Annotated in this window: 24 protein-coding genes; 12 read left to right on the top strand and 12 right to left on the bottom strand. The window is 68.5% G+C overall.

Going from position 1 to position 24488, the window contains the following annotated elements:
* Window positions 1–46: 46 nt before the first annotated feature.
* Together V5F74_RS02810 and speB are read right to left on the bottom strand one after the other, a co-directional pair.
* Window positions 47–1144, bottom strand: coding sequence for a calcium:proton antiporter (locus V5F74_RS02810; RefSeq protein WP_029558000.1), 1098 nt, complete (start codon window positions 1142–1144; stop codon window positions 47–49).
* 93 nt (window positions 1145–1237) lie between these two features.
* Window positions 1238–2218, bottom strand: coding sequence for an agmatinase (gene speB / locus V5F74_RS02815; protein ID WP_029557999.1), 981 nt, complete (start codon window positions 2216–2218; stop codon window positions 1238–1240).
* A 294-nt stretch (window positions 2219–2512) separates the two neighbouring features.
* Between speB and V5F74_RS02820 the strand changes: the two genes are divergently transcribed.
* A complete protein-coding gene (locus V5F74_RS02820) occupies window positions 2513–3721 on the top strand; it encodes a GGDEF domain-containing protein (protein WP_051679162.1) in 1209 nt (402 codons plus the stop codon).
* Between the two features lie 7 nt (window positions 3722–3728).
* On the opposite strand, the gene V5F74_RS02825 is transcribed toward V5F74_RS02820, so the two are convergent.
* The 3 genes from V5F74_RS02825 to V5F74_RS02835 form a co-directional block, all read right to left on the bottom strand.
* The gene (locus V5F74_RS02825; protein WP_394006156.1) at window positions 3729–5510 is read right to left on the bottom strand and encodes a hypothetical protein; all 1782 of its coding nucleotides are present in this window, start codon (window positions 5508–5510) and stop codon (window positions 3729–3731) included.
* A 10-nt stretch (window positions 5511–5520) separates the two neighbouring features.
* A complete protein-coding gene (locus tag V5F74_RS02830; RefSeq protein WP_024279600.1) occupies window positions 5521–6060 on the bottom strand; it encodes an RNA polymerase sigma factor in 540 nt (179 codons plus the stop codon).
* Between the two features lie 163 nt (window positions 6061–6223).
* Window positions 6224–6619: a flagellar export protein FliJ gene (locus tag V5F74_RS02835; protein WP_024279601.1), complete on the bottom strand. Its 396-nt coding sequence runs from the start codon at window positions 6617–6619 to the stop codon at window positions 6224–6226.
* Between the two features lie 468 nt (window positions 6620–7087).
* On the opposite strand from V5F74_RS02835, the gene ctrA reads away from it, so the two are divergent.
* Window positions 7088–7789, top strand: coding sequence for a response regulator transcription factor CtrA (gene ctrA / locus V5F74_RS02840; RefSeq protein ID WP_024279602.1), 702 nt, complete (start codon window positions 7088–7090; stop codon window positions 7787–7789).
* A gap of 92 nt (window positions 7790–7881) precedes the next feature.
* On the opposite strand, the gene copM is transcribed toward ctrA, so the two are convergent.
* Complete coding sequence (copM, locus tag V5F74_RS02845) at window positions 7882–8202, bottom strand: CopM family metallochaperone (RefSeq protein WP_245279465.1); 321 nt, start codon at window positions 8200–8202, stop codon at window positions 7882–7884.
* A 675-nt stretch (window positions 8203–8877) separates the two neighbouring features.
* A complete protein-coding gene (gene chpT / locus V5F74_RS02850; protein ID WP_029557995.1) occupies window positions 8878–9531 on the bottom strand; it encodes a histidine phosphotransferase ChpT in 654 nt (217 codons plus the stop codon).
* Between the two features lie 195 nt (window positions 9532–9726).
* Between chpT and cysQ the strand changes: the two genes are divergently transcribed.
* From cysQ to V5F74_RS02870, 4 genes are all read left to right on the top strand, one after another.
* Window positions 9727–10569 (top strand): 3'(2'),5'-bisphosphate nucleotidase CysQ, encoded by an 843-nt coding sequence (gene cysQ, locus V5F74_RS02855; RefSeq protein WP_394006159.1) that lies wholly within the window; start codon window positions 9727–9729, stop codon window positions 10567–10569.
* Window positions 10570–10827: 258 nt separating this feature from the next.
* Entirely contained in the window at window positions 10828–11382 is a 555-nt protein-coding gene (locus V5F74_RS02860; protein ID WP_250166740.1) for a DUF1134 domain-containing protein, read from the top strand.
* A gap of 144 nt (window positions 11383–11526) precedes the next feature.
* The gene (locus V5F74_RS02865; protein ID WP_394006161.1) at window positions 11527–12852 is read left to right on the top strand and encodes a hypothetical protein; all 1326 of its coding nucleotides are present in this window, start codon (window positions 11527–11529) and stop codon (window positions 12850–12852) included.
* A gap of 47 nt (window positions 12853–12899) precedes the next feature.
* Complete coding sequence (locus tag V5F74_RS02870; protein WP_394006163.1) at window positions 12900–13310, top strand: DUF1801 domain-containing protein; 411 nt, start codon at window positions 12900–12902, stop codon at window positions 13308–13310.
* Window positions 13311–13313: 3 nt separating this feature from the next.
* Here V5F74_RS02870 and V5F74_RS02875 read toward each other — a convergent pair whose 3' ends face one another.
* Window positions 13314–14093, bottom strand: a complete 780-nt coding sequence (locus tag V5F74_RS02875; RefSeq protein ID WP_394006165.1) for a DUF2865 domain-containing protein — start codon at window positions 14091–14093, stop codon at window positions 13314–13316.
* A 297-nt stretch (window positions 14094–14390) separates the two neighbouring features.
* The gene (locus V5F74_RS02880; protein ID WP_156026377.1) at window positions 14391–14552 is read right to left on the bottom strand and encodes a hypothetical protein; all 162 of its coding nucleotides are present in this window, start codon (window positions 14550–14552) and stop codon (window positions 14391–14393) included.
* A gap of 273 nt (window positions 14553–14825) precedes the next feature.
* Here V5F74_RS02880 and V5F74_RS02885 point away from each other — a divergent pair, with 273 nt between their 5' ends.
* The 6 genes from V5F74_RS02885 to V5F74_RS02910 all read left to right on the top strand — a co-directional run bounded on the left by V5F74_RS02885 (window position 14826) and on the right by V5F74_RS02910 (window position 22086).
* Window positions 14826–15755, top strand: coding sequence for a LysR family transcriptional regulator (locus tag V5F74_RS02885; RefSeq protein ID WP_024279610.1), 930 nt, complete (start codon window positions 14826–14828; stop codon window positions 15753–15755).
* Window positions 15756–16027: 272 nt separating this feature from the next.
* Window positions 16028–16522, top strand: coding sequence for a formate dehydrogenase subunit gamma (locus tag V5F74_RS02890; protein WP_029557989.1), 495 nt, complete (start codon window positions 16028–16030; stop codon window positions 16520–16522).
* Window positions 16522–18084 carry a formate dehydrogenase beta subunit gene (locus V5F74_RS02895; RefSeq protein ID WP_029557988.1) on the top strand — a complete coding sequence of 521 codons (1563 nt, stop codon included), beginning with the start codon at window positions 16522–16524 and terminating at the stop codon, window positions 18082–18084. Before V5F74_RS02890 ends, V5F74_RS02895 begins: the two co-directional genes overlap by 1 nt.
* 13 nt (window positions 18085–18097) lie before the next feature.
* Complete coding sequence (gene fdhF / locus V5F74_RS02900) at window positions 18098–20929, top strand: formate dehydrogenase subunit alpha (protein ID WP_029557987.1); 2832 nt, start codon at window positions 18098–18100, stop codon at window positions 20927–20929.
* A gap of 70 nt (window positions 20930–20999) precedes the next feature.
* Complete coding sequence (gene fdhD, locus V5F74_RS02905) at window positions 21000–21866, top strand: formate dehydrogenase accessory sulfurtransferase FdhD (protein ID WP_394007461.1); 867 nt, start codon at window positions 21000–21002, stop codon at window positions 21864–21866.
* Window positions 21856–22086 carry a formate dehydrogenase subunit delta gene (locus V5F74_RS02910; RefSeq protein ID WP_024279615.1) on the top strand — a complete coding sequence of 77 codons (231 nt, stop codon included), beginning with the start codon at window positions 21856–21858 and terminating at the stop codon, window positions 22084–22086. Before fdhD ends, V5F74_RS02910 begins: the two co-directional genes overlap by 11 nt.
* A gap of 36 nt (window positions 22087–22122) precedes the next feature.
* Here the strand turns inward: V5F74_RS02910 and V5F74_RS02915 are convergent, their stop codons facing one another.
* The 3 genes from V5F74_RS02915 to V5F74_RS02925 form a co-directional block, all read right to left on the bottom strand.
* Window positions 22123–23112 carry a cation diffusion facilitator family transporter gene (locus V5F74_RS02915; protein WP_394006168.1) on the bottom strand — a complete coding sequence of 330 codons (990 nt, stop codon included), beginning with the start codon at window positions 23110–23112 and terminating at the stop codon, window positions 22123–22125.
* 80 nt (window positions 23113–23192) lie between these two features.
* Window positions 23193–23966: a 3-oxoadipate enol-lactonase gene (gene pcaD, locus V5F74_RS02920; protein WP_394006170.1), complete on the bottom strand. Its 774-nt coding sequence runs from the start codon at window positions 23964–23966 to the stop codon at window positions 23193–23195.
* Between the two features lie 93 nt (window positions 23967–24059).
* Entirely contained in the window at window positions 24060–24446 is a 387-nt protein-coding gene (locus V5F74_RS02925; RefSeq protein ID WP_024279618.1) for a DUF3126 family protein, read from the bottom strand.
* Between the last annotated feature and the right edge of the window lie 42 nt (window positions 24447–24488).

The following is a 24488-nucleotide window of genomic DNA, read 5'->3' on the forward strand; positions in this document are numbered from 1 at the left end:
CTCGCCCCGCCCGATGTCCACCGCCGGACAGCCACCGACCGGCTCTTTAGGGGGCGAACAGCAGCATCACATAGACGCAGAACACGATGAGGTGGATCACCCCGTTGAGCGCATTGGTCTTTCCGGTGCCGAAGGAGAGCACGGAAAGGACGAAGGTGAGCAGCAGCATGGTGCGGTCCTCGTTGTCGAGGCCGAGCACCATGGAGCGTCCGATCATGACGCTGATGAACGCCATGGCCGGGATGGTCAGCGACACCGTGGCGAGCGCCGAGCCCAGCGCGATGTTGAGCGAGTGCTGCAGATGATTGCGGGCGGCGGCGCGCACCGCGCTGATGCATTCCGGAAGGAGGATCAGCGTCGCGACCAGCGCGCCGGTCACGGCGTCAGGATCTTCCAGCGAGAACTGGGCCAGGAAATCCTCGAAGGTCGCGGCGACCTGGCCGGAGAGCGCCACCACCGCGGCGAGACTCGCCAGCAGCATGCCGATGGCGAGCAGGAAGGCGGAGAGGCCCGGCACCGGTTCGCCGTGGCCTTCCGCCTGCCCGGCGAAATGCTCGCGATAGCGCACCGTCTGCATGTAGAGAAAGGCGGCATAGAGCGCGATAGCGATCAGCGACATGTAGACGAGCTGAAACAGCGAGAAGGCGCCTGTCGCCCCTGCGTGCGTCTCGTTGGGCAGGATCAGCAGCATCACGCCGAGCGCGATGATGGCAGACAGATAGCCCGACGCCCCCTGTTGCTGGATCGTCTGCTCGCGATGACGGATGCTGCCGAGCAGGAGGCACAGGCCGACGATTCCGGCATTCACGATCATCAGCACCGACAGCACGGACTCGCGGGCAAGCGTCGGGTTGTTTTCGCCGTTGAGCATCATGGATGCCATCACCGACACCTCGATGATGGTCACGGACAGGGTGAGGAGCAGCGTGCCCCATGGCTGCCCCAGCCGGGCCGCCACGACGTCGGCGTGCCCGACCGCCGAGAAGGCGGAGCCGCACAGAAGCGCGACCGAGCCAGCCGCGAGCACGCCCGGCAGCACGCCCGGTGTCCCCGGTCCAACGTCGGGCCACAGCAGGAAGACGAGAGCGAGCAGCAACCCCAGGGCGGGGAGAATATAGGCCGAGATGCCTGGCCGCTTTCCCATCTCTTGCCTTCCCGAATCCAGCCTGTGTGCGCTGAGCGCCCTCCCTTATCCCGTCCGCCCGCAAAAGGGTACAAGCACCCCCGCGGGACGGAGCTACAACGCCGGCGAGCGCCCCCCCTCCTTGCGCTCGGCCAGCAGGCACAGATAGAGCGAAGCCAGCGTCGCACCGGCGAGCGCCGTGATCTCCGCATGGTCGTAAGGCGGGGATACCTCCACCACGTCGAACCCCTTGAGGTCGAGCGCACCGAGGCGCCTGAGGCAAGCCATCACCTCACGGGTGGAGAGACCGCCACACACCGGCGTCCCGGTGCCGGGCGCAAAGGCGGGGTCGAGGGCATCGATGTCGAAGCTGACATAGACCGGCGCGTCACCCACCCGATCACAGATATGCCGGGCCAGAGCGGCGGGGCCCATTTCGCCGGCCACGTTGCCATGCACGATCTCGATGCCGTAGCTGCGGGGCGCATGGGTCCGGATGCCCACCTGAATCGAGCGGTCCACCCGGATCAGGCCATCCTTCACGGCGCGGGTGATCATGGTGCCGTGGTCCACGCGGTCCCCGTTGTCGTCCCATGTGTCCTGATGGGCATCGAACTGCACCAGCGCCACCGGCTGCCCGAGCCGCGCCGTCAGCGCCCGCAGGATGGGGTAGGTCAGGAAATGGTCGCCGCCGAGGGTCACGAGGTGGCTGCCGCGGGCGTAGTGGGCGGCAGCTTGAGCGGCTATGGCGCCGGGGATGCCCGCCGGCAGGCCATAGTCGAACACGCAGTCGCCGCCATCCGCGACGTCCAGCGTCTCGAACGGGTCGAAGCCGAAGGGATAGAAGGGATCGCCGTCGAGGATGGAGGACGCGGCGCGGAGGGCGCGCGGCCCGAAGCGGGTGCCGGGCCGGTTCGACACCGCCACATCGAGCGGCACGCCCCACACCACCACCTCGGCCCCCCCGCCGTCACGGGCATAGCGACGGCGCAGGAAGGACGTGACACCCGAATAGTTCGGCTCGGTGGACTGGCCGTGGCGGAAGCCCGGATCCAGCGCGCGGTCGACGGGGCGGGGAAGGGTCGGATCGGCCATATTGTCCTCGCTGGCACTTTTCGCGCACGGCACAGCGCCGCCGGCCCATGCGCGGGTGCATCATAGCGAAGGCCGGGCGCCCCGAAAGCACGGCCAAAAGACGCTTGTGCCGTATTCACCGGCCGCGGGCACCCGTCGGCAATCTGCGGAAACAAAGTCAGCCATCGGAAACAAAATTACGCCGTACAATAGTAGGACGACCGACTTGTGCGCACGTCGACTACACGCTATTGGCGCATACAACCTATTTTTCTCCCCGCGTGTGGTTCAACGCCCCCCGGAGCGGCCCCAGACATGGATTTTCAGGTCCAGACTGTGCTGTCGGTCTCGGCCGTGGTGGGCCTGCTGCTGGCTGGCCTTCAACTTCTGGCGGGATGGCGATTGCGGCAGTCCTGCCTGTTCGTCTGGTCGCTCGCCAACCTGTTCCTCACTACCGGCTGCGTTTTCCTTGCCGCGCGCATCGACATCGGCCTTCCGGCGAGCGTGCTGGTCGGCAATGGCTGCATCCTCATCGGCATGGGGCTCATCTACAGCGGAATCCGCACCCTTGATGAGCGCACGCCGAGGCTGGCCGCGGTGGCGGTGGTGACAGCGCTGGGAACGGGCCTGCTCGGCCTGTCGCTGTGGAGCGGCAACAACCTCGCCGATCGCGTGACCATCACTTCGGTCCTGGTCGGTTGCTGGACTGCGACAGCCGGACGCGCCCTGCTGCAGACGCCCGGCGGGGGACCGATCATCTCCCGCGTCGCATCGGCCTTGGTGTTGATGGTTCTGGCCATCGGCTACACACTGAGGGGCTTGGGAGTGCAGTTCGGCATCGTTCCGCTGCCGGGCGATGGCCCAGTGGAAGTGCTGATCGCCATCGTCGGCCTTGGCCTTGCCATCTGCTGGACCTTCGGCAGTCTTTACATGGTGCTCGAGAAAGTCGCCTCCCTCGACGACCTCACCGGCCTGCTCAACCGACGCTCGATCCTGCAGCGCGGGGAGGAATTGTTGCGGTCCGCGCGTGCCCGGCGCATGCCCTTCTCGCTGCTGCTCGCCGACCTCGACCACTTCAAGTCAGTCAACGACCGCTTCGGCCACGACGTGGGCGACCTCGCGCTGAAGCGCTTTGCGGCCGTCGTGCCGCAGAGCATCCGCTCCAATGACGTCGCGGGGCGCTATGGCGGCGAAGAATTCTGCATCCTTCTGCCAGGAGCCGATGCGAAAGGCGCCCATGCCATAGCCGAGCGATTGCGCCTGCTGGTGGAAGCGCAGCTCCGCGAGGTGGCTTCCCACGACATCGGCGTCACGCTCACCGTCGGGGCGGCGACCTATCTGCCGGGGAGCAGCGGGCCGGATACCATCGCCGACCTCATCATTGCGGCCGATGGCGCGCTCTATTCCGGCAAGGCGCTGGGCCGCAACCGCACCGCCGTGGCGCAGTTGCCATCGGGTGAGGTCCCGAGCGCGCCCCGGGAGACGCCGGGTCACGGCACGATCGCCGCGGAGCCCTCGCGCTAGAGGACGCTCATTCCGGCACCAGCCGGCCGCGATAGACCACGGTTGCCTCAGGCCCCTTTGTCGTATCCGGCCGGTCGGCCGGCTCACGCGTCACCACCAGCTCGGTGCCCGAAAGCCCCTTCCGGCCAAGCCGCGCGAGTTCGGGCACGCGTTCGGACAAGCCTGACGAGAAGGCGCCGATCAGCCACGCACCGGAGGTGGGAGAGACCAGCCACAGTCGATAGGTCTCGCCGTCCGGTGGTGCCGGAGCGAACGACCGCACATGCACGGCGCCGCTATCGGGGTCGATCCGCACCGACACCGCGGGAAGCGGCTCCGCCTGCATCACCGCAACCCAATAGCCCTCACCGGGCCAGACCCACTCGCGATAGGCCGCCACCCCGCCCAGCCCCAGGCAGAGCAGCGCGAGCAGAAGCGAAATCCCGCGCCAGGGACCGTGACGCACAACGACGCGCGTGGGCGCGCTCGGCTCGTCCGGCAGCGCCGACACCTCACCGGAAGCAACCTCAGTTGCCCATCCGGGCAGCGGCGCCTCCTCGGCCTTCTCCCCGGCGGCAGGATCAGCCGACGGGGCCTCGCTCGACGGCGCGTCCTGAGGGGCGGGCTCAGGGGAAGACGCCTCGGCGGCATCTGCGAGCGCGGCAGGCGGCGCGACTGCCTCCGCCTCTTCGTCCGGCTTATGCTCCGTGGCCTCGGTCACGTCCAACGCCATGGGCGCTGCGACAGGTTCAGGCACCCCTTCAGCGACGGGCGGCAGAGCGGCCTCCATGGCGGCCGGCTCCGTTTCAACCGGCGTCGGCGCAGGAACGGGGGCGACGGGCGCGGGCTCGGCCGCATCGGGCGCGCCCTCGGAAACCGCTGGGGCCGTCGGCTCCAGCACCACGGGCGGCTCCGGAACGACGGCGTCCGGCTCAGCCACGGATCCGGACGGCGGAAGGCTCTCCGCGGCCGGTGCCGCTGCCGCAGGCGTGCCGTCCCCGACCGGCGTGGGCGACGCCTCCGCGACGGGCTCCGGCTCCGGCGGCGGATCGGGCTCCAGGAACATGAAGGCTGGCGGCGGCGTGAGCGGCTCGGGCAACGGGCGGGGGCGGGGTGGAGGCGCGACCAGTTGCAAAGGCGCGGACGGCTCCGGCAACCGCGCAGCCGTCGGCACAGTCCCTGGTCCTGGCGACGGGGGACGGGACAACTGGGACGTCACCTGAGGCAGCAGCCCCGCCGACCTCGTGTCGCGGATCGGCCCGGCCGGCACCCGTGGGGTCTCCATCGGCTGGGGCGGCCCTATCGGGCCCGCTTCGAGCGGCGGGAAGGCCCGGCGGCGGGACGGCCGTTCCGCTCCACGCGAAGGCTCGACACGCCCCGGCTCGGCGCCCCGGCCAAGGCCGAACAGCCGGCGCACCCGTTCGACTGCGCCCTCCCCCGTCCCTGCCGCCGAACGCAGCGGCCGGCCTTCCGGCATGGCCGGCCGGCGGGGCGGATCGGGTGAAGGCGACATGCCGCGCGGCAGGGTGGCCCCGCGCAGGGCGGGCGGGGCGCTCCTCAGATCCGAGGCGATGGCCCGCCAGATCTCCGGCGAGGGAATGACCGGCACGGCCAGTTCATGCAGCGGCGCCAGCCGGCGCTCCCACAGGCGGACCAGAGCGGCGAACTGCGGCTCGGCGGCGCAGCGGGCACGCACCCGGCGACGGTCCTCGTTGTCGAGGGTGCCCAGCACGTACTCGGCGGCGAGGATGCGGTCCGCATCAGGCGGCGCCACACGCTCGGGCAGGCGATCGGGAGAGGCCCGGCTCATGGGGTGAACCTCATGACCGCCGCCCCAGGAACTCGCCCAACTGGTGGATGCTGCGGGCCATCCAGGCGCGGATGGCCGGCGCGGGCGCGTCGAAATAGACCGAGAGCGCCTCGTAGCTCCAGCCATCATAGAAGGCGAGCAGCAGCATCCGGCGCCGCTCCTCGGGCAGTCGTCCGAGGCAGGTCAGGAGGCGCGTCAAAGCCGGGCTGCGGTGCGGCGAGGCGATCGGATCATGGCCGCGCTGGGCCACGTCGAACGGCTCGAAGGCGTCGCCCACCGGCCGCTGCCAGGCCATGTCGAGGGCGCAGCCGCGGGCGATGGAGACCATCCAGCACACCGGGTCTTCATTCTGCCGCAGGGTATGCGCCTCGGACCGCACCCGCCGGTAGGCCTGCCGCATGGCCTCCGAGGCAAGCTCGGGCCGGCGCAGCAGGCGCAGCACGATGCCGTAGAGCTTCGGGCTGGTCAGCCGGTAAAGCTCTTCGAACGCGCGCAGGTCGCCCGCGGCAACCGCGTCGACGAGGGCATGGACCTTGCGGTGGGGAGTCACGGAACACTCGTGCTCGGGGTTTGGCCGAGCAGAAGGTACCGGAGCGGTAGACCCGAATGGAAGCCTCAAGGTTGCACGAACCGCCCGCGGACGAGAAAAATCGTCTGCCGCACCGCAGCAAAGGCTACCTGCCTACCCCCTTGAAACTCAAGCCATACCGCGTTCAGAAGCGCACCGGCGCGGCGGGCCTGAGCGGGGGGCGGCGGGTTGCGTTGTCCACACGCGCGGAACGGTCCATCTCTCCGGCCGCCTCCACCAGCGCGAGGTCGGCTTCCGCTTCGGTGAGCGTGGCCTTGGCCTCGTCCTGCTGCACCTTAAGGTCGTCCGCGGAGCGGCGCAGATTGTCCCGGCGGTTGCGCGCGGCGAGCGCCAGCGGCGGATAGGCGAAATGGCGCGGATCGGTGATGCCGGAGCGCGCCTCCTCGGCGGCGATGTCGCGGTCGAGTTCCTGGGCCATGCGCTCGAACTCGGCGATCATCGTGTCGATCTGCGCGAGGCGCCGGCGCGCATCGTCGATCTGGAACCGCTTGGCACGGATCAGGGGGTCACGCGACTTCATCGGCGTCTACTCCGGTACAAATGACGCAGCCCCTCAACGCCCGCCCGTGTGCGCCTGAGGCCTCCGGGAATGAGAATGTCCTGTGCTGGTTGCCCTTTCCTTACCTTCGGCGTCGCCATGGCAGGAAAATCGTACGGATCACGCCGTCGGCAACCAATCGTTTACCGCCTTCGTTAATGATGACGCTACGGTTCGGGTGATGCGCCGCCGTGCGCTCAGCCGGACGCCGGATCAAGGGGCTCGGGCGAGGGGTGGTCGGGCGGTTTGCGTGAGGGCTGTGGAAAAACCTTAAGTGCCTGAAACAGAGTCAGTCTTGACTCTCATGCACAAAGATTTTTCCGCAGACTCTTGTGGGTAGGAATCGAGTTCTGTTAACGATTCTACACACGTAACGCGAATCACCCCGATGGCCGAGCAACGAAAGTCGGCGCCGCCGCCTTTCGGCTAGTTGCGAGGAAAGGGATAGCCATGCGCGTCTTGCTCATCGAGGACGACAGTGCTACGGCCCGAGGCATCGAATTGATGCTGAAGACCGAGAGCTTCAACGTCTATACGACCAACCTCGGTGAGGAAGGCGTGGACCTCGGTAAGGTCTACGAGTACGACATCATCCTTCTTGACCTGAATTTGCCCGACATGTCCGGGTTCGAGGTCTTGCGCTCCCTTCGCGTGGCGAAGGTGAAGACGCCGATCCTCATCCTCTCGGGTCTCGCCAATACGGAAGACAAGGTGAAGGGCTTCGGCTTCGGTGCCGACGATTACCTCACCAAGCCCTTCCACAAGGACGAGATGGTCGCCCGCATCCACGCGATCGTGCGCCGCTCCAAGGGCCATGCCCAGTCGGTGATCCAGACCGGCGACCTGATCGTCAACCTGGACACCAAGACCGTCGAGGTGGAGGGCAACCGCGTCCACCTCACCGGCAAGGAATATCAGATGCTGGAGCTGCTCTCGCTCCGCAAGGGCACCACCCTCACCAAGGAGATGTTCCTGAACCATCTCTACGGCGGCATGGACGAGCCCGAGCTCAAGATCATCGACGTGTTCATCTGCAAGCTGCGCAAGAAGCTGGCGAACGCGTCGGCCGGCAAGAACTACATCGAGACGGTCTGGGGTCGCGGCTACGTTCTGCGCGAGCCCATGCATGGTGCCGAGCGCATCGCCGTCTGACCCGACTGCCCTTTCCCTTTCCTTCTCGTCATGAGGCCCCGCTCCAGCGGGGCCTCATGCGTTTTGGAACCTCTTGCGTTTTGGGGCTCCGGCTACTTCGCCTTCGCGCGGGCCTCGGCGCGGGCGAGCCAGGCCTTCATGAAGGCGATCTCCTCCTCCTGCGCCTTGATGATCCCCCCCGCGAGCTTGCGGATCTCGGGGTCCTTTCCGAAGGCGAGTTCCACCTTGGCCATGGCGACGGCGCCTTCGTGGTGGGGGATCATGCCGCGCACGAAGTCGATGTCGGTGTCGCCGGAATAGGCGATGTCCATGTCCTTGTGCATCTGCGCCCCGGCGGCCTTGAACGCTGCCGTGGAGGGTGTGTCAGCCGCAGTCGAGGCCGGCCCACCCATGGCGTGGGGCATGTTCTGCATGTCGTGCATCATCGGGCCGCCGGGCACGGCCGACTGGGCCGCCGCCGGGTTGATGGACAGAAGGCCGGCTACAACGATGGCAGCAAAGGTCAAGGGCACGGCCGCGCGAGAGCGCGCCGCGAAAGTGCGGGACCGCATGGGGTCTCTCCTGAATGATGAAATGTCCGTTCCGGCACCCTCGGCCGGCGCCGTAGCCGTCAGGCGCGCGGTCTGGGCGGCGGGAGTTGGACCTCGGGTCCGTGGGCCGGCCTGTCGCTTGCGGACGAAAAGGCGAGACGCTGGCCGGGTCCGTTCGGCCCAGTCGCGAGGTCGAGCGCCGGCGCGACCCAGTGGCAGGTCATCAGGCATCCCCAGCCGGAGCAGCAGGACGGTCCCGCCGGCCTGGAGGCGCCGCCGGTATGCCCCAGATGCGCCGGCACCAGAGGCTGGGCGTTCGCACGGGGGCCTGCAGGGCTGTGGGAAGAAGGGCGCTTCTCGGGCGCGGTCGAAGTGACCGTCGCGACATGCGCCATCACCCCGTGCGGGCTCACCTCCGCCTGCGCGCCCGGCGCCATCTCATGGGGACAGCTCGCGTGGGCACTGGCCACACCTGCCAGCGCCAGCACGCCGCAAAGCAGCGCGAGACGCAGAAGCAGGCGTGCGGCCAGACGCATGGGAGCATTCCTCGGGCGACGGTCAGGCGGCAGAGAGCGTAACCGTATCACCGTCCTGGGTGAAGCCGATCGAAAGGCCGCAGTCGCGGGCGAGAAGCCCGGCATAGAAGGGCTGGACGGAATGGGCGTCGAGCCCACCCTCGGGAAGGGTGCCCGTTGCCAGCGCCTCGATGCCCTGCGGAATGCGGGCGCTCTGGCCGGTGGAGACGAGAGCGAAGGTCACGTCGTCCCCCTCCCCCGCCCCGGTGACGCGGATGACGCCGCCCCGCGGAACGGTGGTACCGGCGAGCAGGACGAGGTTGAGCAGCAGCTTCACCCGGTTCTTGGGCAGCAGCACACGCGGCAGCGTCCATTCCAGCGACGTGCGCTGATCCTCGACCACACCGCGCACCACCTGCTCGGCGTCCCCCGTGTCGAGGCGGGCGCCGGCCGAACCCGCCGCCCCGAAGGCGAGGCGGGTGAACTGGAGCCGGGCCGAGGCCTGCCGGGCGCTCTTGGCGATGAGGTCGAGGGCCACGTCGCGCATGTCGGCGGCGTTCTCGTCCTCGAGAACCTCAAGACCGTTGACGATGGCGCCCACCGGGCTGATCACGTCGTGGCAGACCCGCGAGCACAGGAGCGCGCCGAGATCGAGCGCGGAAACGGCAAGCGGAATGCGGGGGGCGTCGGCGGACATGACGTTTCCCGGGGCGGCGACGGAGACGGCGCCGGGCACCGCATGCGTCTCGAAATGGCGAATCCGTCTCGAAGGACGGCCGGCCCTGATACACCGCCGCCGGGAAGGGCCACAAGCCGCGCCCCCCTGCGCCGCATCGACATGCGGTCCGCGCCCGTCTAGAGACGGCCGAAACGAGCCCATCGAGATCCGACCATGACCCAGCGCCCTCCCCGCTCCCCCGCGCCCACCGATGCCGCCATCCTCGCGGGGATGGCCGAGGCGGCGCTGGCGGCCGGCGTCGCCATCCGGCGCATCGAGGCGGAGGGCATCGATGCCCGCCACAAGGCGGACCTCAGCCCGGTGACGGCGGCCGACCATGCGGCGGAAGAGATCATCTGCGCCGCCCTCGCCCATCTCCTGCCCGGCGTGCCGGTGGTGGCGGAAGAGGCCATGGCGCTGGGCGCGCAGGTCGATTGCGGCAACCGCTTCGTGCTGGTCGACCCCCTCGACGGCACCAAGGAGTTCATCTCCGGCAACGGCGAGTACACGGTGAATATCGCGCTGGTGGAGGACGGCACGCCGGTGCTCGGCATCGTCTATGCCCCGGCCCGGGCGCTCCTGTTCGCCGGCCGGCCCGGCGCCGCCTTCCGCGCCATCCGCGCCCCGGGCGCGGCGGTGGATGCGCAGGACTGGACGCCCATCGCCTGCCGCCAGGTGCCCGAGGGGCCGATCGTGGTGGCGGCCAGCCGCTCCCACGGCGATCCCGCCACGGACGCGCTGATCGGCCGCTATCAGGTGGCGGAGCGCATCCCGGCCGGCTCGGCGCTCAAGTTCGGTCTGCTGGCCGAGGGCAAGGTGGACCTTTATCCCCGGCTCGGAACCGTGATGGAGTGGGACAGCGCCGCCGGCCATGCCCTCGTCGCCGCAGCGGGCGGCAGCGTCACCCGTCCGGACGGCAGCCCGCTCACCTATGGGCATGCGGACGCCAGCTACAAGGTGCACGGTTTCATCGCCTGGGGTGCCGGCGGCCCGGCCCGCGCGCGCACCGCCGATTAACGCTCCGATAACACGCAATCACCATGGTGATTGTGATGCAACGGCTCGGGACAAGCGACGGCGCGCCTTTGCGCGGTCACACTGGTCGCCATAATCGAACCGATTCGTCCCGCTGTTTGCGAATTTCACCGCCCGCCCGCTGAAGCCCTCCGGCCGAAGCCCACCGCGAGAGACCCCATGCGCTTTGCTTCCGTGCGCTTCTCTTCTGTCCGCTTCCCCCGGAGCCTCCTGAAGACCGCCCGCGCGCTCGCGGTCGCCATGGGCGTTGTCTCTGGCCTGCCGCTCGCCGCCGGGCTCACCCCGGCCGCCGCACAACAAGGGCCGGCGCCACAGAACTATTCAACCAACGAACTGGTGAGCAAGGGCCATTCCTTCTTCGGCAGCGTCTCCCGCGGGCTGGCGCTGTCCATCGAAAAGGCGGTGGGCCAGTGGGGCCAGCCCAACGGCTACATCCTCGGCCAGGAAGGCGCCGGCGCCTTCATCGGCGGCCTGCGCTACGGCGAGGGCGTGCTCTACACCCGCAACGCCGGCGACCTGAAGGTCTATTGGCAGGGCCCCTCGGTGGGCTGGGACTTCGGCGGCGACGGCGCCCGCACCATGATCCTCGTCTACAACCTCAAGAGCGTGGACGACATCTTCCGCCGCTTCGGCGGCATCTCCGGCTCGGCCTATCTCGTCGCGGGATTCGGCATGACCGCGCTCGGCGCCGACGGGATCGTGGTGGTTCCGATCCGCTCGGGCGTGGGCGTGCGCCTCGGGGCCAATCTCGGCTACCTCAAGTTCACCCCCAATCCCACCTGGAACCCCTTCTGATCGCATTGGGGGCCTGACGGCGCTGGCACGCGCGCGCGGGCCATGGCATGAATGGCGCTGGCGCCCGCCTGCGACGGCGGGCGGAAGGCTCGGTCGCAGGGCGGCTCCGCCGATGTGGCCTCTAGGCAAAGGGCGAGTGCGCGCGTGATCGAGCAGATCATGTACTTCATGCTGGGCGTGCTGATCGCAACGCTCGTGGCTTTGCTCGTGCTGCCCGCGGTCTGGCACCGGGCCGTCCGGCTCACCACCAAAAGGGTGGAGGCGGCGGTGCCCATCTCCATCTTCGAGGTGCAGGCCGACAAGGACCAGCAGCGCGCCTTCTTCGCCCTCAACCAGCGGCGGCTGGAGCTGCAATCCGACGCCATGCGCGACACCATCGTCGCCAACGCCGCCACCATCGAGACCCAGCGCCAGCGCACGTTCGAGCTGGAAGGGGAACTGAAGACCCTCCAGGCCCAGCACACATTCCTCCAAGCCACCAGCGCCGAGCGCGATGTGCTTTTGGGCGAGACGCAGGACCAGCTCGCCGACCGCACCGCCACCGTCGCTCGCCTCGAAGAGGCGCTGGCGGATCGGGTCGCCGCCCTCGCCGCGCTGGAAGCCGCCCACGGCACCCTCACTGGGGATGCCCGCGCCCAGGCCGAGGCCTTGAAGGCCCGCGAGGAGGCGCTTGCCGCCGCCCGCACCCGCGTTACTGCCCTCGAAGCGGACGTGGCGAGCCTCAGCGCGCGCCTCGCCGACACCGCCCGCCGGCTCGAGGAAACGTCCGCCACCCTTGAAGCCGAGCGCGCCGCCACACTTGAGGCCCGCGCCATCGCGGCCCAAGCCGCGACCGAGCTTTCCACCGATCTCACCGAGGCGCAGGAAGCCCTTGCCCTCAAGGTGGTCGAGAGCGAGGCGCGGGCGCAGACCATCGCCGCTCTGGAGACCGAGCGCGACCGCCTCGCCCAGACGCTCGCCATGGCGGAGGCCGACCTCGACGCCAACCGCGCCGTCGTCCACGCCTTCGAGCAGCGGCGCGCCAGCGAGTTCGGCGCGGCCGAGGCCGAGAACCGGCGGCTTGAGGATGCCCTGCGCATGCTCAAGGCCGACCACGCCCTCATGGAAGAGGCGGTGCAGCGCCGCCGAGACGACAGCGCTTCTACCCCCGCCCCGCTCGCGAGCGAAGTCCCTGCTGCCGACGGTGCCGACAACGCGATCCTGCGCGAAAGCATGACCGACCTCGCGGCGCGCCTCGCCGCCCTCACCGCCCGGTTGGAGGGTAACGGCTCGCCCATCCGTCAGGCCGTGGCGGATGACGCCGGCGGCGACCTTGCCGCGCGCATCCGCGCCCTGCTCGATCCGGCCGACGGCAATGCCGAAGAAGAGGCATCCACCGGCGACGCTCCGGCGATCGAAGCCAATGCCGTTCCGTCCGATGGCACCGTCCGTCGCAATCGCAAGTCCGCGCGCAGCCGGGCGGCCGTCTGAGGCTTCCGGCCGGACGCGGGCCCCTCGCGGAGACCCCAGGAGGCCGCATGAGCGATCCTGATTCTCCTGCAGCCCGCATCGACGCCAGGATTGCGAGACTGAAGGACTGGCGCGGCGACGCCCTCGCCCGCGTGCGCGCCCTGATCCACGAAGCCGATCCTGAGGTGACCGAGGCGGTGAAGTGGGTGAAGCCCACCAATCCGTCCGGCGTGCCCACATGGGAACATGACGGCATCCTCTGCACCGGGGAGGTCTACAAGACCTATGTGAAGCTGACCTTCGCCCACGGCGCGGCGCTGAACGATCCGAGCGGGCTTTTCAATGCGGGCCTCGGCGGCGGCACCCGCCGGGCCATCGACATTCATGAAGGGAAAGAGGTGGAGCCCGAGGCGTTCAAGGCCCTGATTCGGGCCGCCGTGGCCCTCAACACCGCCCGGCAGGCCTCGAAGGGCCGGTAACGCCTATCGCGAGGCCACCGTGAGCTCGTCGAGGCGCGCCCGCATGGAGCGCGGCAATTCGGGGAAGCGGGACGGCTCGACGAAGTCCGCCGCGCGGTAGGGTGGTCCCTTGGTCTTGCCGGTGAAGACGCGGCTGCCCTCGGCGGTTATCACCACATCGCCGCGCTTCAGCGTGGGGTCTTCCATGACATCCACATGGGTGAGGCCGCCGACCTTGCCGTTGCAGGTGCAGCCCTCGACGAGGCGCTGACGGTAGACATAGGCATTGGGCAGTTCCGAATAGGGCTTGCCCTCGCGGGTGACGGCTCCCTCGATCCCGCGCGCGGGATCCGAGGTGCTCACCACGGTCATCTTCGCGGCCGGACAGAAGGCGGCGCATTGGGCGAGATCGCTCTTCTCCACCCCGGCGCGGCCGGCGAGCGGGAAATACCGCCCGTCGCAGGTGCGCACGCAATAGCCGTGGCCACCGCCGCTGTAGCTCGGCGCCGCATCAAGCATGCGCGGGGTGACGATGATGCGGGGCTGCTCGCTAGACCGATAGGTCGGGCGAGCGCCGAACAGAGCTGAGAAAAAGTCCGTAAGGGGCGACCCGCCATGCGAGGGGAACATCCCCCGCGACTGCGCCCTGGCATCGCTGCCGAAGGGCACGAGCGCCAGCGCGAGGCCCATGGCGAAGGCCACCATCAGCGCCAGCAGCCCGTCTTCCCGGCCGCGTGCCGATGGAAGCGCACGCTTGCCAGTAGTTTCGGCCTGTGGTGCACCTTGCCCAGCTTGATCTGCCATTTTCCACCCCATCCCAGGCTCTTCGCATCCCAAGCGTTACCGCGCGGCCACGCGCCGTCTCGAGGCCATGACTGGCGAGATGCCCGCTCAGGCCCCAGATGATGGCGGCGCTCCGATCGTTCCGCCCGACGTTCGATGCCGGTCAGGGCAGCGGACGTTCGGGCCGAAGGCGCTGGCATCGAATTTGGCGCGGTTGCCCGCGCGTGAAGATGCCCCGGGGCATGGAGCTCAGGACGTGCGATATCGCCCGGACGCCTGGCCGCGCAAGCCACGGACAAGCTCCATCGCGATATGATCTCAGGCGAATGCGGATACGCTGCGAACAGGCGGCCTGGGCGTTTCGGCCGGGTGCTCGTGCGGCTGCATCAGGAAGGCAAGGGTGGGCGTCGCGACCAGCAGGGTGGCGAACAGCATCACGACCACAGAAATCAGAACAGACCCATTGGCTACGCGGAGCATCGCGGGACTCCCTCTCCCCGATTCCGGCTGATGGTCCGCCGCACCATCGCCATCCCTAATATAACCTTAATTGCTGGTGGACGGTTCCCGTGCCCAAGGTCACGTTCGCGAGAGTGGGATTGCGCGAATCAGCAAATACACCTTCGGCTTACCGCCACCGACGGCAGCGATGTTTCCCGTGTCGCGCTGCGGCAGTGGATGACCTCCGCCGGCGCTGCGGTGCGGCAACGAAGCCGCCTTGCGCGCCACCGCCCGCCGCACTGATATGGCGGCATGATAGACAAGCTCGAATACCTGATCGCTCTTGCCCGTGAACGCCATTTCGGCCGGGCCGCCGAAGCCTGCGGCGTCACCCAGCCCACCCTCTCCGCCGGCATCAAGCAGCTGGAGGACACGCTGGGGGTGCTGCTGGTGCAGCGCGGCTCCCGCTTCATGGGCTTCACCCCCGAGGGCGAGCGGACGCTGGAATGGGCGCGGCGCATCGTGGCCGACTCGCGCGCCATGCGTCAGGACATCGACGCGCTGAAGCGCGGCCTCGCCGGCCCCCTGCGCATCGCCGCCATTCCCACCGCCCTGCCCATGGTGGCGGCGCTGACGACCCCGTTCCGCGCCCGCCATCCGGACGTGCGCTTCACGGTGATCTCGCGCACCTCCATCGAAATCCTGAACCACCTGGAAAATCTGGAGATCGACGCCGGCCTCACCTATCTCGACAACGAGCCCCTCGGCCGGGTGAACACGGTGCCGCTTTATCGCGAGCGCTACCGCCTCGTGACGGCCGCCGACGCCAAGTACGGCGACCGGGAGAGCGTGACCTGGGCGGAGGTGGCCGAGCTGCAGCTCGCCCTTCTCACCCCGGACATGCAGAACCGGCGCATCGTGGACAACCTCCTCGCCGCCGCCGGCGCCAGCCACAAGCCGACACTCGAATCCAATTCCATGATCGTGCTGTTCACCCATGTGCGCACGGGACTTTGGTCCAGCGTGATGCCGGCCATGCTCGCAGACTCGCTGGGGCTCACCTCCACCGTGCGGTCGATTCCGATCCTGGAGCCGGACATCTCCCACTCCATCGGCCTCGTGGTGCCCCATCGGGAGCCGACCACGCCGATCACGGCGGCTCTCGTAGCGGAAGCGCGGCGCATCGCTCCGAAGCTGGAGCAGGCCACGGTGACCGATCCGGCAATTGCTGCAATGCAATAATTTGGGGCGGCCATGGCCGCTCCCAAAACCGTGTCCGCATAGAAAAACACGATCAATATACCAAGAACCATCCCAGACTGACCGGAATGACGCAGGCCAGCGCCTTGATTTCCGGTTCCGGCGCGTCTCCAACGGGCGCCGCTTGATAGAGATGTTCTATCGCAACATCCCACAGCTGCCTTGATTGAAGGGCCGCGTATGACACACTTTCCCCCAAGCAACACGAAGCAGCGGCAACGCGGCCTCGGTCAGTTGGGGAAAGTGAGACGTCCATGGCGGTCTATGAGGATTGGAGCACCGAGCGCGCAGCGCAGGTGATCGCGGAGCACAAGCATCTCGACGGGGCGACCATGCCCATCCTGCACGCCCTGCAGGAGACGTTCGGCTTCGTGCCAGATCCCGTGGTGCCGATGATCGCGGAGACGCTCAATCTCTCCCGCGCCGAGGTCTACGGCGTCCTTACCTTCTATCACGACTTCCGCCGCGAGCCGCCGGGCCGCACGGTGGTGAAGCTCTGTGCCGCCGAGGCGTGCCAGTCCATGGGCAGCACCGCCCTCACCGCCTATGCGGAAGAGAAGCTGGGCGTCTCCATGGGCGAGACCTCGGCCGACGGCCGCGTGACGCTTGAGCCCATTTACTGCCTCGGCCTGTGCGCCTGTGCCCCCTCCGCCCTCGTGGACGGGCAGCTGGTCGGCCGCCTCGACCGCGCCACGGTGGACGAAATCGCCGAGTGCGTCGCCGCCGGCAAGCACTTCGGAGAGGTGTAATGAAGTCCCCCCGCATCTTCGTTCCCAACGACGCCACCGCCATCGCCTGCGGCTCCGACCGCGTCGCCAAGCGGCTTGAAGCCGGCCTTCTCGCCCGTGGCATCACCGCCGACATCACCCGCAACGGCTCGCGCGGCATGTTCTGGCTGGAGCCGCTGGTGGAGATCGAGACCGAGCGCGGCCGCATCGGCTACGGCCCCGTCACGCCCGCCGAGGTGGACGAGCTGCTGCACGCCGGCTTCCTGCATGGCGCCGACCATCCCAAATGCATCGGCGTGGTGGACGAGCTGCCCTGGCTGAAGAAGCAGACGCGGCTCACCTTCGCCCGCATCGGCATCATCGACCCGCTTTCCCTCACCGAGTACGAGGCCCACGGCGGCTATCGCGGCCTGAAGCGCGCGCTGGAGCTGGGACCGTCCGGGACGGTGGAAGAGGTGTTCGAGAGCGGCCTGCGCGGCCGCGGCGGCGCCGGCTTCCCGACCGGCATCAAGTGGCGCACGGTCGCCGCTGCCCCGGCCGACCAGAAGTACATCGTCTGCAACGCAGACGAAGGCGACTCGGGCACGTTCGCCGACCGCCTCATCATGGAGGCGGACCCCTACTGCCTCATCGAGGGCATGACCATCGCCGGACTCGCCGTGGGCGCGACCAAGGGCTTCGTCTACTGCCGCTCGGAATATCCCCTCGCTTTCGTGGTGATGGAGAAGGCCATCGAGAAGGCCCGCATGGCGGGGCTGCTCGGCGACAACATCCTCGGCTCCGGCGTCTCCTTCGACATGGAAATGCGCATGGGCGCCGGCGCCTATGTGTGCGGCGAGGAAACCTCGCTGCTCGAGAGCCTGGAAGGCAAGCGCGGCCTCGTGCGCGCCAAGCCGCCGCTGCCGGCGCATGTGGGCCTGTTCGGCAAGCCCACCGTCATCAACAACCTCGTCTCCCTCGCGACCGTGCCTATCATCCTCGACAAGGGCGGCAAGTTCTATCGCGACTTCGGCATGGGCCGCTCGCGCGGCACCATGCCCATCCAGCTCGCGGGCAACATCAAGCACGGCGGCCTGTTCGAGACGGCGTTCGGCATCTCGCTGGGCGAGCTTGTCAACGAGATCGGCGGCGGCACGGCCTCCGGCCGTCCCGTGAAGGCGGTGCAGGCAGGCGGGCCGCTCGGTGCCTACCTGCCGGTGCACCAGTTCGACACGCCGTTCGACTACGAGGCCTTCGCGGCCAAGGACGCGCTCATCGGCCATGGCGGCATCGTGGTGTTCGACGACACGGTGGACATGGCCCACATGGCCAAGTTCGCCATGGAATTCTGCGCCCACGAGAGCTGCGGCAAGTGCACGCCCTGCCGCATCGGCTCCACCCGGGGCGTCGAGACCATCAACAAGATCGTCGCCGGCGAGAAGCGCGAGCAGAACCTCGCCCTGCTGGAAGACCTCTGCCACACCATGAAGCTCGGCTCGCTCTGCGCGCTCGGCGGATTCACGCCATACCCCGTCGTCAGCGCCCTCACCCATTTCCCGGAAGACTTCGGCGCCACGCCGAAGCTGCCGGCCGCCGCAGAATAATTGGAGGAACGACATGTCCCTCGTCCATGAAATCGACTACGGCACGCCGGCTTCCAAGTCGGAGAATCTGGTCACGCTCACCATCGACGGCATGAAAGTGCAGGTGCCGGAAGGCACCTCCATCATGCGCGCCGCGATGGAGGTGGGGAACCAGATCCCCAAGCTCTGCGCCACCGACATGCTCGACGCCTTCGGCTCCTGCCGCCTGTGCCTGGTCGAGATCGAAGGCCGCAACGGCACGCCCGCCTCCTGCACCACGCCGGTGGCGGACGGCATCGTGGTGAAGACCCAGACCGAGCGGCTCAAGAAGATCCGCAAGGGGGTGATGGAGCTGTACATCTCCGACCACCCGCTGGACTGCCTGACCTGCTCCGCCAACGGCGATTGCGAGCTGCAGGACATGGCCGGCGTCGTCGGCCTGCGCGACGTGCGCTACGGCTACGAGGGCGAGAACCACACGAAGCTCGGGAAGGACGAGTCCAACCCCTACTTCACCTATGAAAAGTCGAAGTGCATCGTCTGCAATCGCTGCGTCCGCGCCTGCGAGGAAGTGCAGGGCACCTTCGCGCTCACCATCTCCGGCCGTGGCTTCGACAGCCGCGTTTCGCCCGGCATGGACGAGAGCTTCCTCACCTCGGAGTGCGTCTCCTGCGGCGCCTGCGTGCAGTCCTGCCCGACCGCGACGCTGAACGAGAAGGCCATGTACAACATCGGCACCCCCGAGCATTCGGTGGTGACGACGTGCGCCTATTGTGGCGTCGGCTGCACCTTCAAGGCCGAGATGCGCGGCGACGAGCTGGTGCGCATGGTGCCCTACAAGGATGGCAAGGCGAACCGGGGCCATTCCTGCGTGAAGGGCCGTTTCGCCTATGGCTACGCCGTCCACCAGGACCGCATCCTGAAGCCCATGATCCGCTCCTCCATCCACGAGCCGTGGAAGGAAGTGAGCTATGAGGAGGCCATCGCCTACGCCGCCTCCGAGTTCAAGCGCATCCAGGAGAAGTACGGCAAGCGCTCGGTGGGTGGCATCACCTCCTCGCGCTGCACCAACGAGGAGACCTACCTCGTCCAGAAGCTGATCCGTGGCGGCTTCGGCAACAACAACGTGGACACCTGCGCCCGCGTCTGCCACTCGCCCACCGGCTACGGCCTGTCCGTGACCTACGGCACCTCGGCCGGCACGCAGGACTTCGACTCCATCGAAGAGTCCGACGTGGTGCTTATCATCGGCGCCAACCCGACCGACGGCCACCCGGTGTTCGGCTCGCGCCTCAAGAAGCGGCTGCGCCAGGGTGCCAAGCTCATCGTGATCGATCCGCGCCGCACCGACGTGGTGCGCTCGCCCCATATCGAGGCGGCCTACCACCTGCCGCTGCGCCCCGGCACCAACGTGGCGATCGTGACGGCCATGGCCCACGTCATCGTCACCGAGGGGCTGGTGAACGAGCAGTTCGTGCGCGAGCGCTGCGACTGGGACGAGTTCCAGGAATGGGCCGCCTTCGTCGCCGAGGAGCGCCACTCCCCCGAGGCGGTGGAGAAGTACACCGGCGTTTCCGCCGAGGCGGTGCGCGGCGCGGCTCGCCTCTACGCCACCGGCGGCAACGGCGCCATCTATTACGGCCTGGGCGTGACCGAGCATTCGCAGGGCTCGACCACCGTCATCGCCATCGCCAACCTCGCCATGGCCACCGGCAACATCGGCCGCAACGGCGTGGGCGTGAACCCGCTGCGCGGCCAGAACAACGTGCAGGGCTCGTGCGACATGGGCTCGTTCCCACACGAGCTGCCGGGCTACCGCCACATCTCGGACGACGCCACCCGCGCATCGTTCGAAGCCCTGTGGGGCGTCGGGCTCGACGACGAGCCGGGCCTGCGCATCCCGAACATGTTCGATGCGGCGGTCGAGGGCACCTACAAGGGCATGTATGTGCAGGGCGAGGACATCCTCCAGTCCGATCCCGACACCAAGCATGTCTCCGCCGGCCTTGCCGCGCTGGAGTGCCTGGTGGTGCAGGACCTGTTCCTGAACGAGACCGCCAACTACGCCCACGTCTTCCTGCCGGGCTGCTCCTTCCTTGAGAAGGACGGAACCTTCACCAATGCCGAGCGCCGCATCCAGCGCATCCGCAAGGTGATGGCGCCGAAGAACGGCTATGCGGACTGGGAAGTCACCCAGATGCTGTCCAACGCCCTGGGCTTCCCCATGACCTACAGCCACCCCGGCGAGATCATGGACGAGATCGCGGCGCTGACCCCCTCGTTCGCCGGCGTGAACTACAAGCTGCTCGACGAGATGGGCTCGGTGCAGTGGCCCTGCAACGAGAAGGCGCCGGAAGGCACCCCGATCATGCACATCGGCGGCTTCGTGCGCGGCAAGGGCAAGTTCATGCTCACCGAGTACGTGCCCACCGACGAGAAGACCGGGCCGCGCTTCCCGCTGCTGCTCACCACCGGCCGCATCCTCAGCCAGTACAACGTGGGCGCCCAGACCCGGCGCACCGAGAACGTGGTCTGGCACCCGGAGGACGTGCTGGAGATCCATGCCCACGACGCCGAAGTCCGCGGCATCCGCGACGGCGACTTCGTGAAGCTGGACAGCCGCGCCGGCTCCACCTCGCTGCGCGCGGTGATCTCCGATCGCGTCGCCCCGGGCGTGGTCTACACCACCTTCCATCACCCGGTGACTCAGGCCAACGTGGTGACCACCGACTATTCGGACTGGGCCACCAACTGCCCCGAATACAAGGTGACGGCGGTGCAGGTCTCGCCCTCCAACGGCCCGACCCAGTGGCAGGAGGAGTACGAGAACCTCAGCCGCACCAGCCGCCGCATCGCGGCGGAGTGAGGCCGGGGGCCTCCGCCCCCCTGCTCCCCCCTTCCGGGCGCCCTCAGGTGCTCCCATCTGAATGGACGAGATGACCGACGAGCCCGCCTGCCCGCTCCCCTCAGACCTCCCCGCGCCCCCTCCGGCGCGGCGGGTGGAGCGTGTGCAGCTGCGGGACGGGCAGGTCTCCTCCGGCACCCGGGCGGTGCCCGAGGAAGTGCCGGTAGCCCTCACCTTCAACGGCACCACCCATGCGGTGATGATGGCGAGCCCCACCGACATCGCCGCCTTCGCGCTGGGCTTCGCCCTCACCGAGGGCATCGTCGCGGCGAAAGAGGAAATCCTTTCCCGCGATGTGATCGTCGTCGATGAGGGCATCGAGGCGCGCATGTGGATCGCCGAGGAGAAGATGAAGCATCTCTCCGCCCGGCGCCGGGCGCTCGCCGGCCCCACCGGCTGCGGCCTGTGCGGCGTGGAGAGCCTCGCCGAGGCGGTGAAGCCCGCCGCCCATGTCACTGCCACGTCCGTCTTCGCGCCGGACGTGGTGCTGGACGCCATGGCCACGCTCGGCCCGCTTCAGGCGCTGAACCGCGAGACCCGCGCGGTGCACGCCGCAGCCTATTTCGAGCCCGGCCGCGGCATCCTCGCGCTGGCGGAGGACGTGGGCCGTCACAACGCTTTGGACAAGCTGGTCGGCATGGCCGCCGATGCCGGCTTCGACACCGCGCGGGGCCTGCTGCTACTCACCAGCCGCGTCTCCATCGAGATGGTGCAGAAGGCGGCGGTGCTGGGCGTGGGCGTCATCGCCGCGGTGTCCGCCCCGACTTCCCTCGCCATCCGCACGGCGGAGGCGGCGGGCATCACCCTTGCCGCCATCGTGCGCGATGACGGCTTCGAGATTTTCACCCATCCCGGGCGCATCGCGCCCGCTTCATCGGAACGGGACCATGTCGCATAACTCCACCGAGAAGCTGGTCTATATGGCCAACCAGATCGCCACCGCCTTCGCCGCGCAGAAGCACGAGGCGGCCGTGGAGGCGACGCGCACGCACATCAAGAAGTTCTGGGACCCGCGCATGCGCTCCAAGATCGCCGAGCATGTGGCGCACGGCGGCGAGGGACTTCAGCCCATCGCCCGCGAAGCGCTGGAAGGGTTGCAGGCGCCGAAGGCGGCCTGATTTCGCCCGCCGCCCGCCTGGAGCGGGCGATCGGCTTTACACCACATCCCTCGGCGCGAGGGCGCATTGCATGCGCCCCTCTTCCACCTGCAGCACCGGGTGGACGATGCCGAAGCGGGCTTTCAGCTCCGCGCACGTCTCCGACAGGAAATCATCGTCCAGCGTCGCGCCGGGCCGCACCAGATGGGCGCTGAGCGCCACCGATGTGGTGCTGAGGCCCCAGATGTGCAGGTCGTGCACCTCACTCACCCCCGGCCGCGCGGCGAGATAGGCTTCCACCTCCGCGGCGTCGACGCCCTCCGGCACCATGTCCATGGCGAGGTTCACGCTGTCCCGCAGCAGCCCCCATGTGCCGGCGATGATGGCGACGGAGATCGCCAGCGACACCACCGGGTCCAGCCACAGCCAGCCTGTGAGGGCGATCACCGCACCGGCGATCACAACGCCCAGCGAGATCGCGCCGTCCGCCACCATGTGCACGAAGGCGCCCCGGACGTTGAGGTCGCCCTTGCGCCCCGCCATGAACAAAAGCGCCGTGCCGATGTTCACGCCGACGCCCACCAGCGCCACCACCATCACGATTCCGGTCTGGATCGGCTCGGGATCGGCGATCCGGCCGAAGGCTTCCAGGATGATGCCGCCGGTGGCGACCAGCAGCAGCGTCGCATTGGCGAGCGCGGCGAGGATGGAGGATCGGCCGTAGCCGTAGGTATGCTTCGCCGTCGGCGCCCGGCGCGACAGCCATGCGGCACCCCAGGCGAGCAGCAGGCCGAGCACGTCGGAGAGATTGTGGCCCGCATCCGCCAGAAGGGCGAGCGAGCCGGACATTAAGCCGAACCCGGCCTCGATGACGACGAAGCCGAGGTTCAGCCCCGCGCCGATGGCGAAAGCCCGGAGCGAATCCGGCGGAGCATGGGAATGGCCGTGGCCGCCATGGCCGTGCGAATGGCCGGCGTGGTCGTGGTCTTGGTCGTGGCTATCGTGGTCGTCGTGATCGTGGCCGTGACCGCTCTGATGGGATGCCATGCCGCGCCTCCACGCATTCGCGGCATCTTCCACAAGCGCCGGGCGATGTCACGCCCGGCCGGCGCGACGCGAGCGCGCGCCTATGCGAGGAACGCCGAGACGGCCCGCACAAACGCCTCCGGCTGCTCGATGGCGGAGAGGTGCCCGCCCGGCAGGCGCGCCAGCTTCGCACCGGGGATAGCCGCGGCGATGGCCTCGCCCCAGGCCGGCGGCGTCGAGCGGTCGCCGTCGGAGACGATGACCAGCGTCTGGGTGGCGATGCGCGGTAGGTCGGCGCGGAAATCCATGTCGCGCATGGCGGCGCTGGTGCCCATGTAGCCGGAAGGCTTCGTGCCCGTGACCATCGCACGGACCTCCGCCACCCGGGCCGGGCGCTGCGCCTTGAACTCGGACGTGAACCAGCTGTCGATGACGGAATCGGCGATGGGGCCTGTGCCGTCCTTGCGCACCGCCTTGATGCGGTGATCCCAGAAACGCGCCGGGCCGGCATGGGCGGTGGTGTTGGACAGGATGAGGCGAGTGAGGCGCTGCGGTGCGTTCAGCGCCAGCCACTGGCCCACCATGCCGCCCAGCGACAGGCCGCAGAAATCGGCGGTGGCGAGGTTCAGCCGGTCCATGATCGCCAGCACGTCGCGGCCGAGGTCGCCCATGGAATAGACTTGGTCGGGCGCGGCGCTCTCGCCATGGCCGCGGGCGTCGTAGCGGATGAGGCGGCGGCCCGCGAACAGCGGCACCACCTCGTCCCACATGCCGAGCGTGCAGCCGAGGGAATGGGAGAGGATGAGCGGCGGCGCGCCCTCCGGCCCCGTCACCTCCACCCTGAACCGCTCCCCGGAGACCTCCAGCAGCGCCACGGCGCCCTCCCCTCTGGATTCAATATGCCAGAGGTGTAGCGCGTTCAGGGCCGGGCGCAAGCGTCCCGCTGGACGCCCGCGCCTGTCGCAGGCTCACTCGAGGTCGGTCTCGAAGATGGCCATGCGGAAGTTCTGCGTGGCCTTCCCCTTTTCCTCGTCCTTGGTGAGAGTGCCGATGGCATCATCGCCGAGATAGACCTCGGCCGTGTCCTTGGACTTGGCGAAGGCGACCACCTTGAACTTCGGGTTGCCGAACTTGGTGCGGAGGTAGCTGGGAGCGTCCTTGTCCAGAACCGGCATGCGGAAATGATAGGAAAGCTCGCCGTCCTCCTCGTCCTTGTCCAGAGTGCCGATGGCTTCCTCGCCGAGGAACACCTCGGCGCTGCCCTTCGGCTTCGCGCGGGCGGCCACGTTGATCTGCGGATTGTTGAAGAGGTTCCGCATATAACGCTGCACCTGCTCGATCTCGGTCTTGTCCAAGGGGTGTCCTCCTGAGAGCGGATGGCCGCCTTATGGCCGCCA

Source organism: Xanthobacter aminoxidans (assembly GCF_043193615.1).
GTDB classification, from domain to species: domain Bacteria; phylum Pseudomonadota; class Alphaproteobacteria; order Rhizobiales; family Xanthobacteraceae; genus Xanthobacter; species Xanthobacter aminoxidans.

Excerpts from the sequence above, each read along its gene's own strand:
- chpT (WP_029557995.1), bottom strand. The coding sequence starts at position 9,531 with ATGTCCGCCGACGCCCCCCGCATTCCGCTTGCCGTTTCCGCGCTCGAT.
- V5F74_RS02825 (WP_394006156.1), bottom strand. The coding sequence starts at position 5,510 with ATGAGCCGGGCCTCTCCCGATCGCCTGCCCGAGCGTGTGGCGCCGCCT.
- V5F74_RS02835 (WP_024279601.1), bottom strand. The coding sequence starts at position 6,619 with ATGAAGTCGCGTGACCCCCTGATCCGTGCCAAGCGGTTCCAGATCGAC.
- V5F74_RS02885 (WP_024279610.1), top strand. The coding sequence starts at position 14,826 with ATGATAGACAAGCTCGAATACCTGATCGCTCTTGCCCGTGAACGCCAT.
- speB (WP_029557999.1), bottom strand. The coding sequence starts at position 2,218 with ATGGCCGATCCGACCCTTCCCCGCCCCGTCGACCGCGCGCTGGATCCG.
- V5F74_RS02880 (WP_156026377.1), bottom strand. The coding sequence starts at position 14,552 with ATGCTCCGCGTAGCCAATGGGTCTGTTCTGATTTCTGTGGTCGTGATG.
- V5F74_RS02915 (WP_394006168.1), bottom strand. The coding sequence starts at position 23,112 with ATGGCATCCCATCAGAGCGGTCACGGCCACGATCACGACGACCACGAT.
- V5F74_RS02810 (WP_029558000.1), bottom strand. The coding sequence starts at position 1,144 with ATGGGAAAGCGGCCAGGCATCTCGGCCTATATTCTCCCCGCCCTGGGG.
- V5F74_RS02870 (WP_394006163.1), top strand. The coding sequence starts at position 12,900 with ATGAGCGATCCTGATTCTCCTGCAGCCCGCATCGACGCCAGGATTGCG.
- V5F74_RS02860 (WP_250166740.1), top strand. The coding sequence starts at position 10,828 with ATGGGCGTTGTCTCTGGCCTGCCGCTCGCCGCCGGGCTCACCCCGGCC.
- V5F74_RS02910 (WP_024279615.1), top strand. The coding sequence starts at position 21,856 with ATGTCGCATAACTCCACCGAGAAGCTGGTCTATATGGCCAACCAGATC.
- V5F74_RS02820 (WP_051679162.1), top strand. The coding sequence starts at position 2,513 with ATGGATTTTCAGGTCCAGACTGTGCTGTCGGTCTCGGCCGTGGTGGGC.
- ctrA (WP_024279602.1), top strand. The coding sequence starts at position 7,088 with ATGCGCGTCTTGCTCATCGAGGACGACAGTGCTACGGCCCGAGGCATC.
- cysQ (WP_394006159.1), top strand. The coding sequence starts at position 9,727 with ATGACCCAGCGCCCTCCCCGCTCCCCCGCGCCCACCGATGCCGCCATC.
- fdhD (WP_394007461.1), top strand. The coding sequence starts at position 21,000 with ATGACCGACGAGCCCGCCTGCCCGCTCCCCTCAGACCTCCCCGCGCCC.
- V5F74_RS02875 (WP_394006165.1), bottom strand. The coding sequence starts at position 14,093 with ATGGCAGATCAAGCTGGGCAAGGTGCACCACAGGCCGAAACTACTGGC.
- V5F74_RS02895 (WP_029557988.1), top strand. The coding sequence starts at position 16,522 with ATGAAGTCCCCCCGCATCTTCGTTCCCAACGACGCCACCGCCATCGCC.
- V5F74_RS02890 (WP_029557989.1), top strand. The coding sequence starts at position 16,028 with ATGGCGGTCTATGAGGATTGGAGCACCGAGCGCGCAGCGCAGGTGATC.
- copM (WP_245279465.1), bottom strand. The coding sequence starts at position 8,202 with ATGCAGAACATGCCCCACGCCATGGGTGGGCCGGCCTCGACTGCGGCT.
- fdhF (WP_029557987.1), top strand. The coding sequence starts at position 18,098 with ATGTCCCTCGTCCATGAAATCGACTACGGCACGCCGGCTTCCAAGTCG.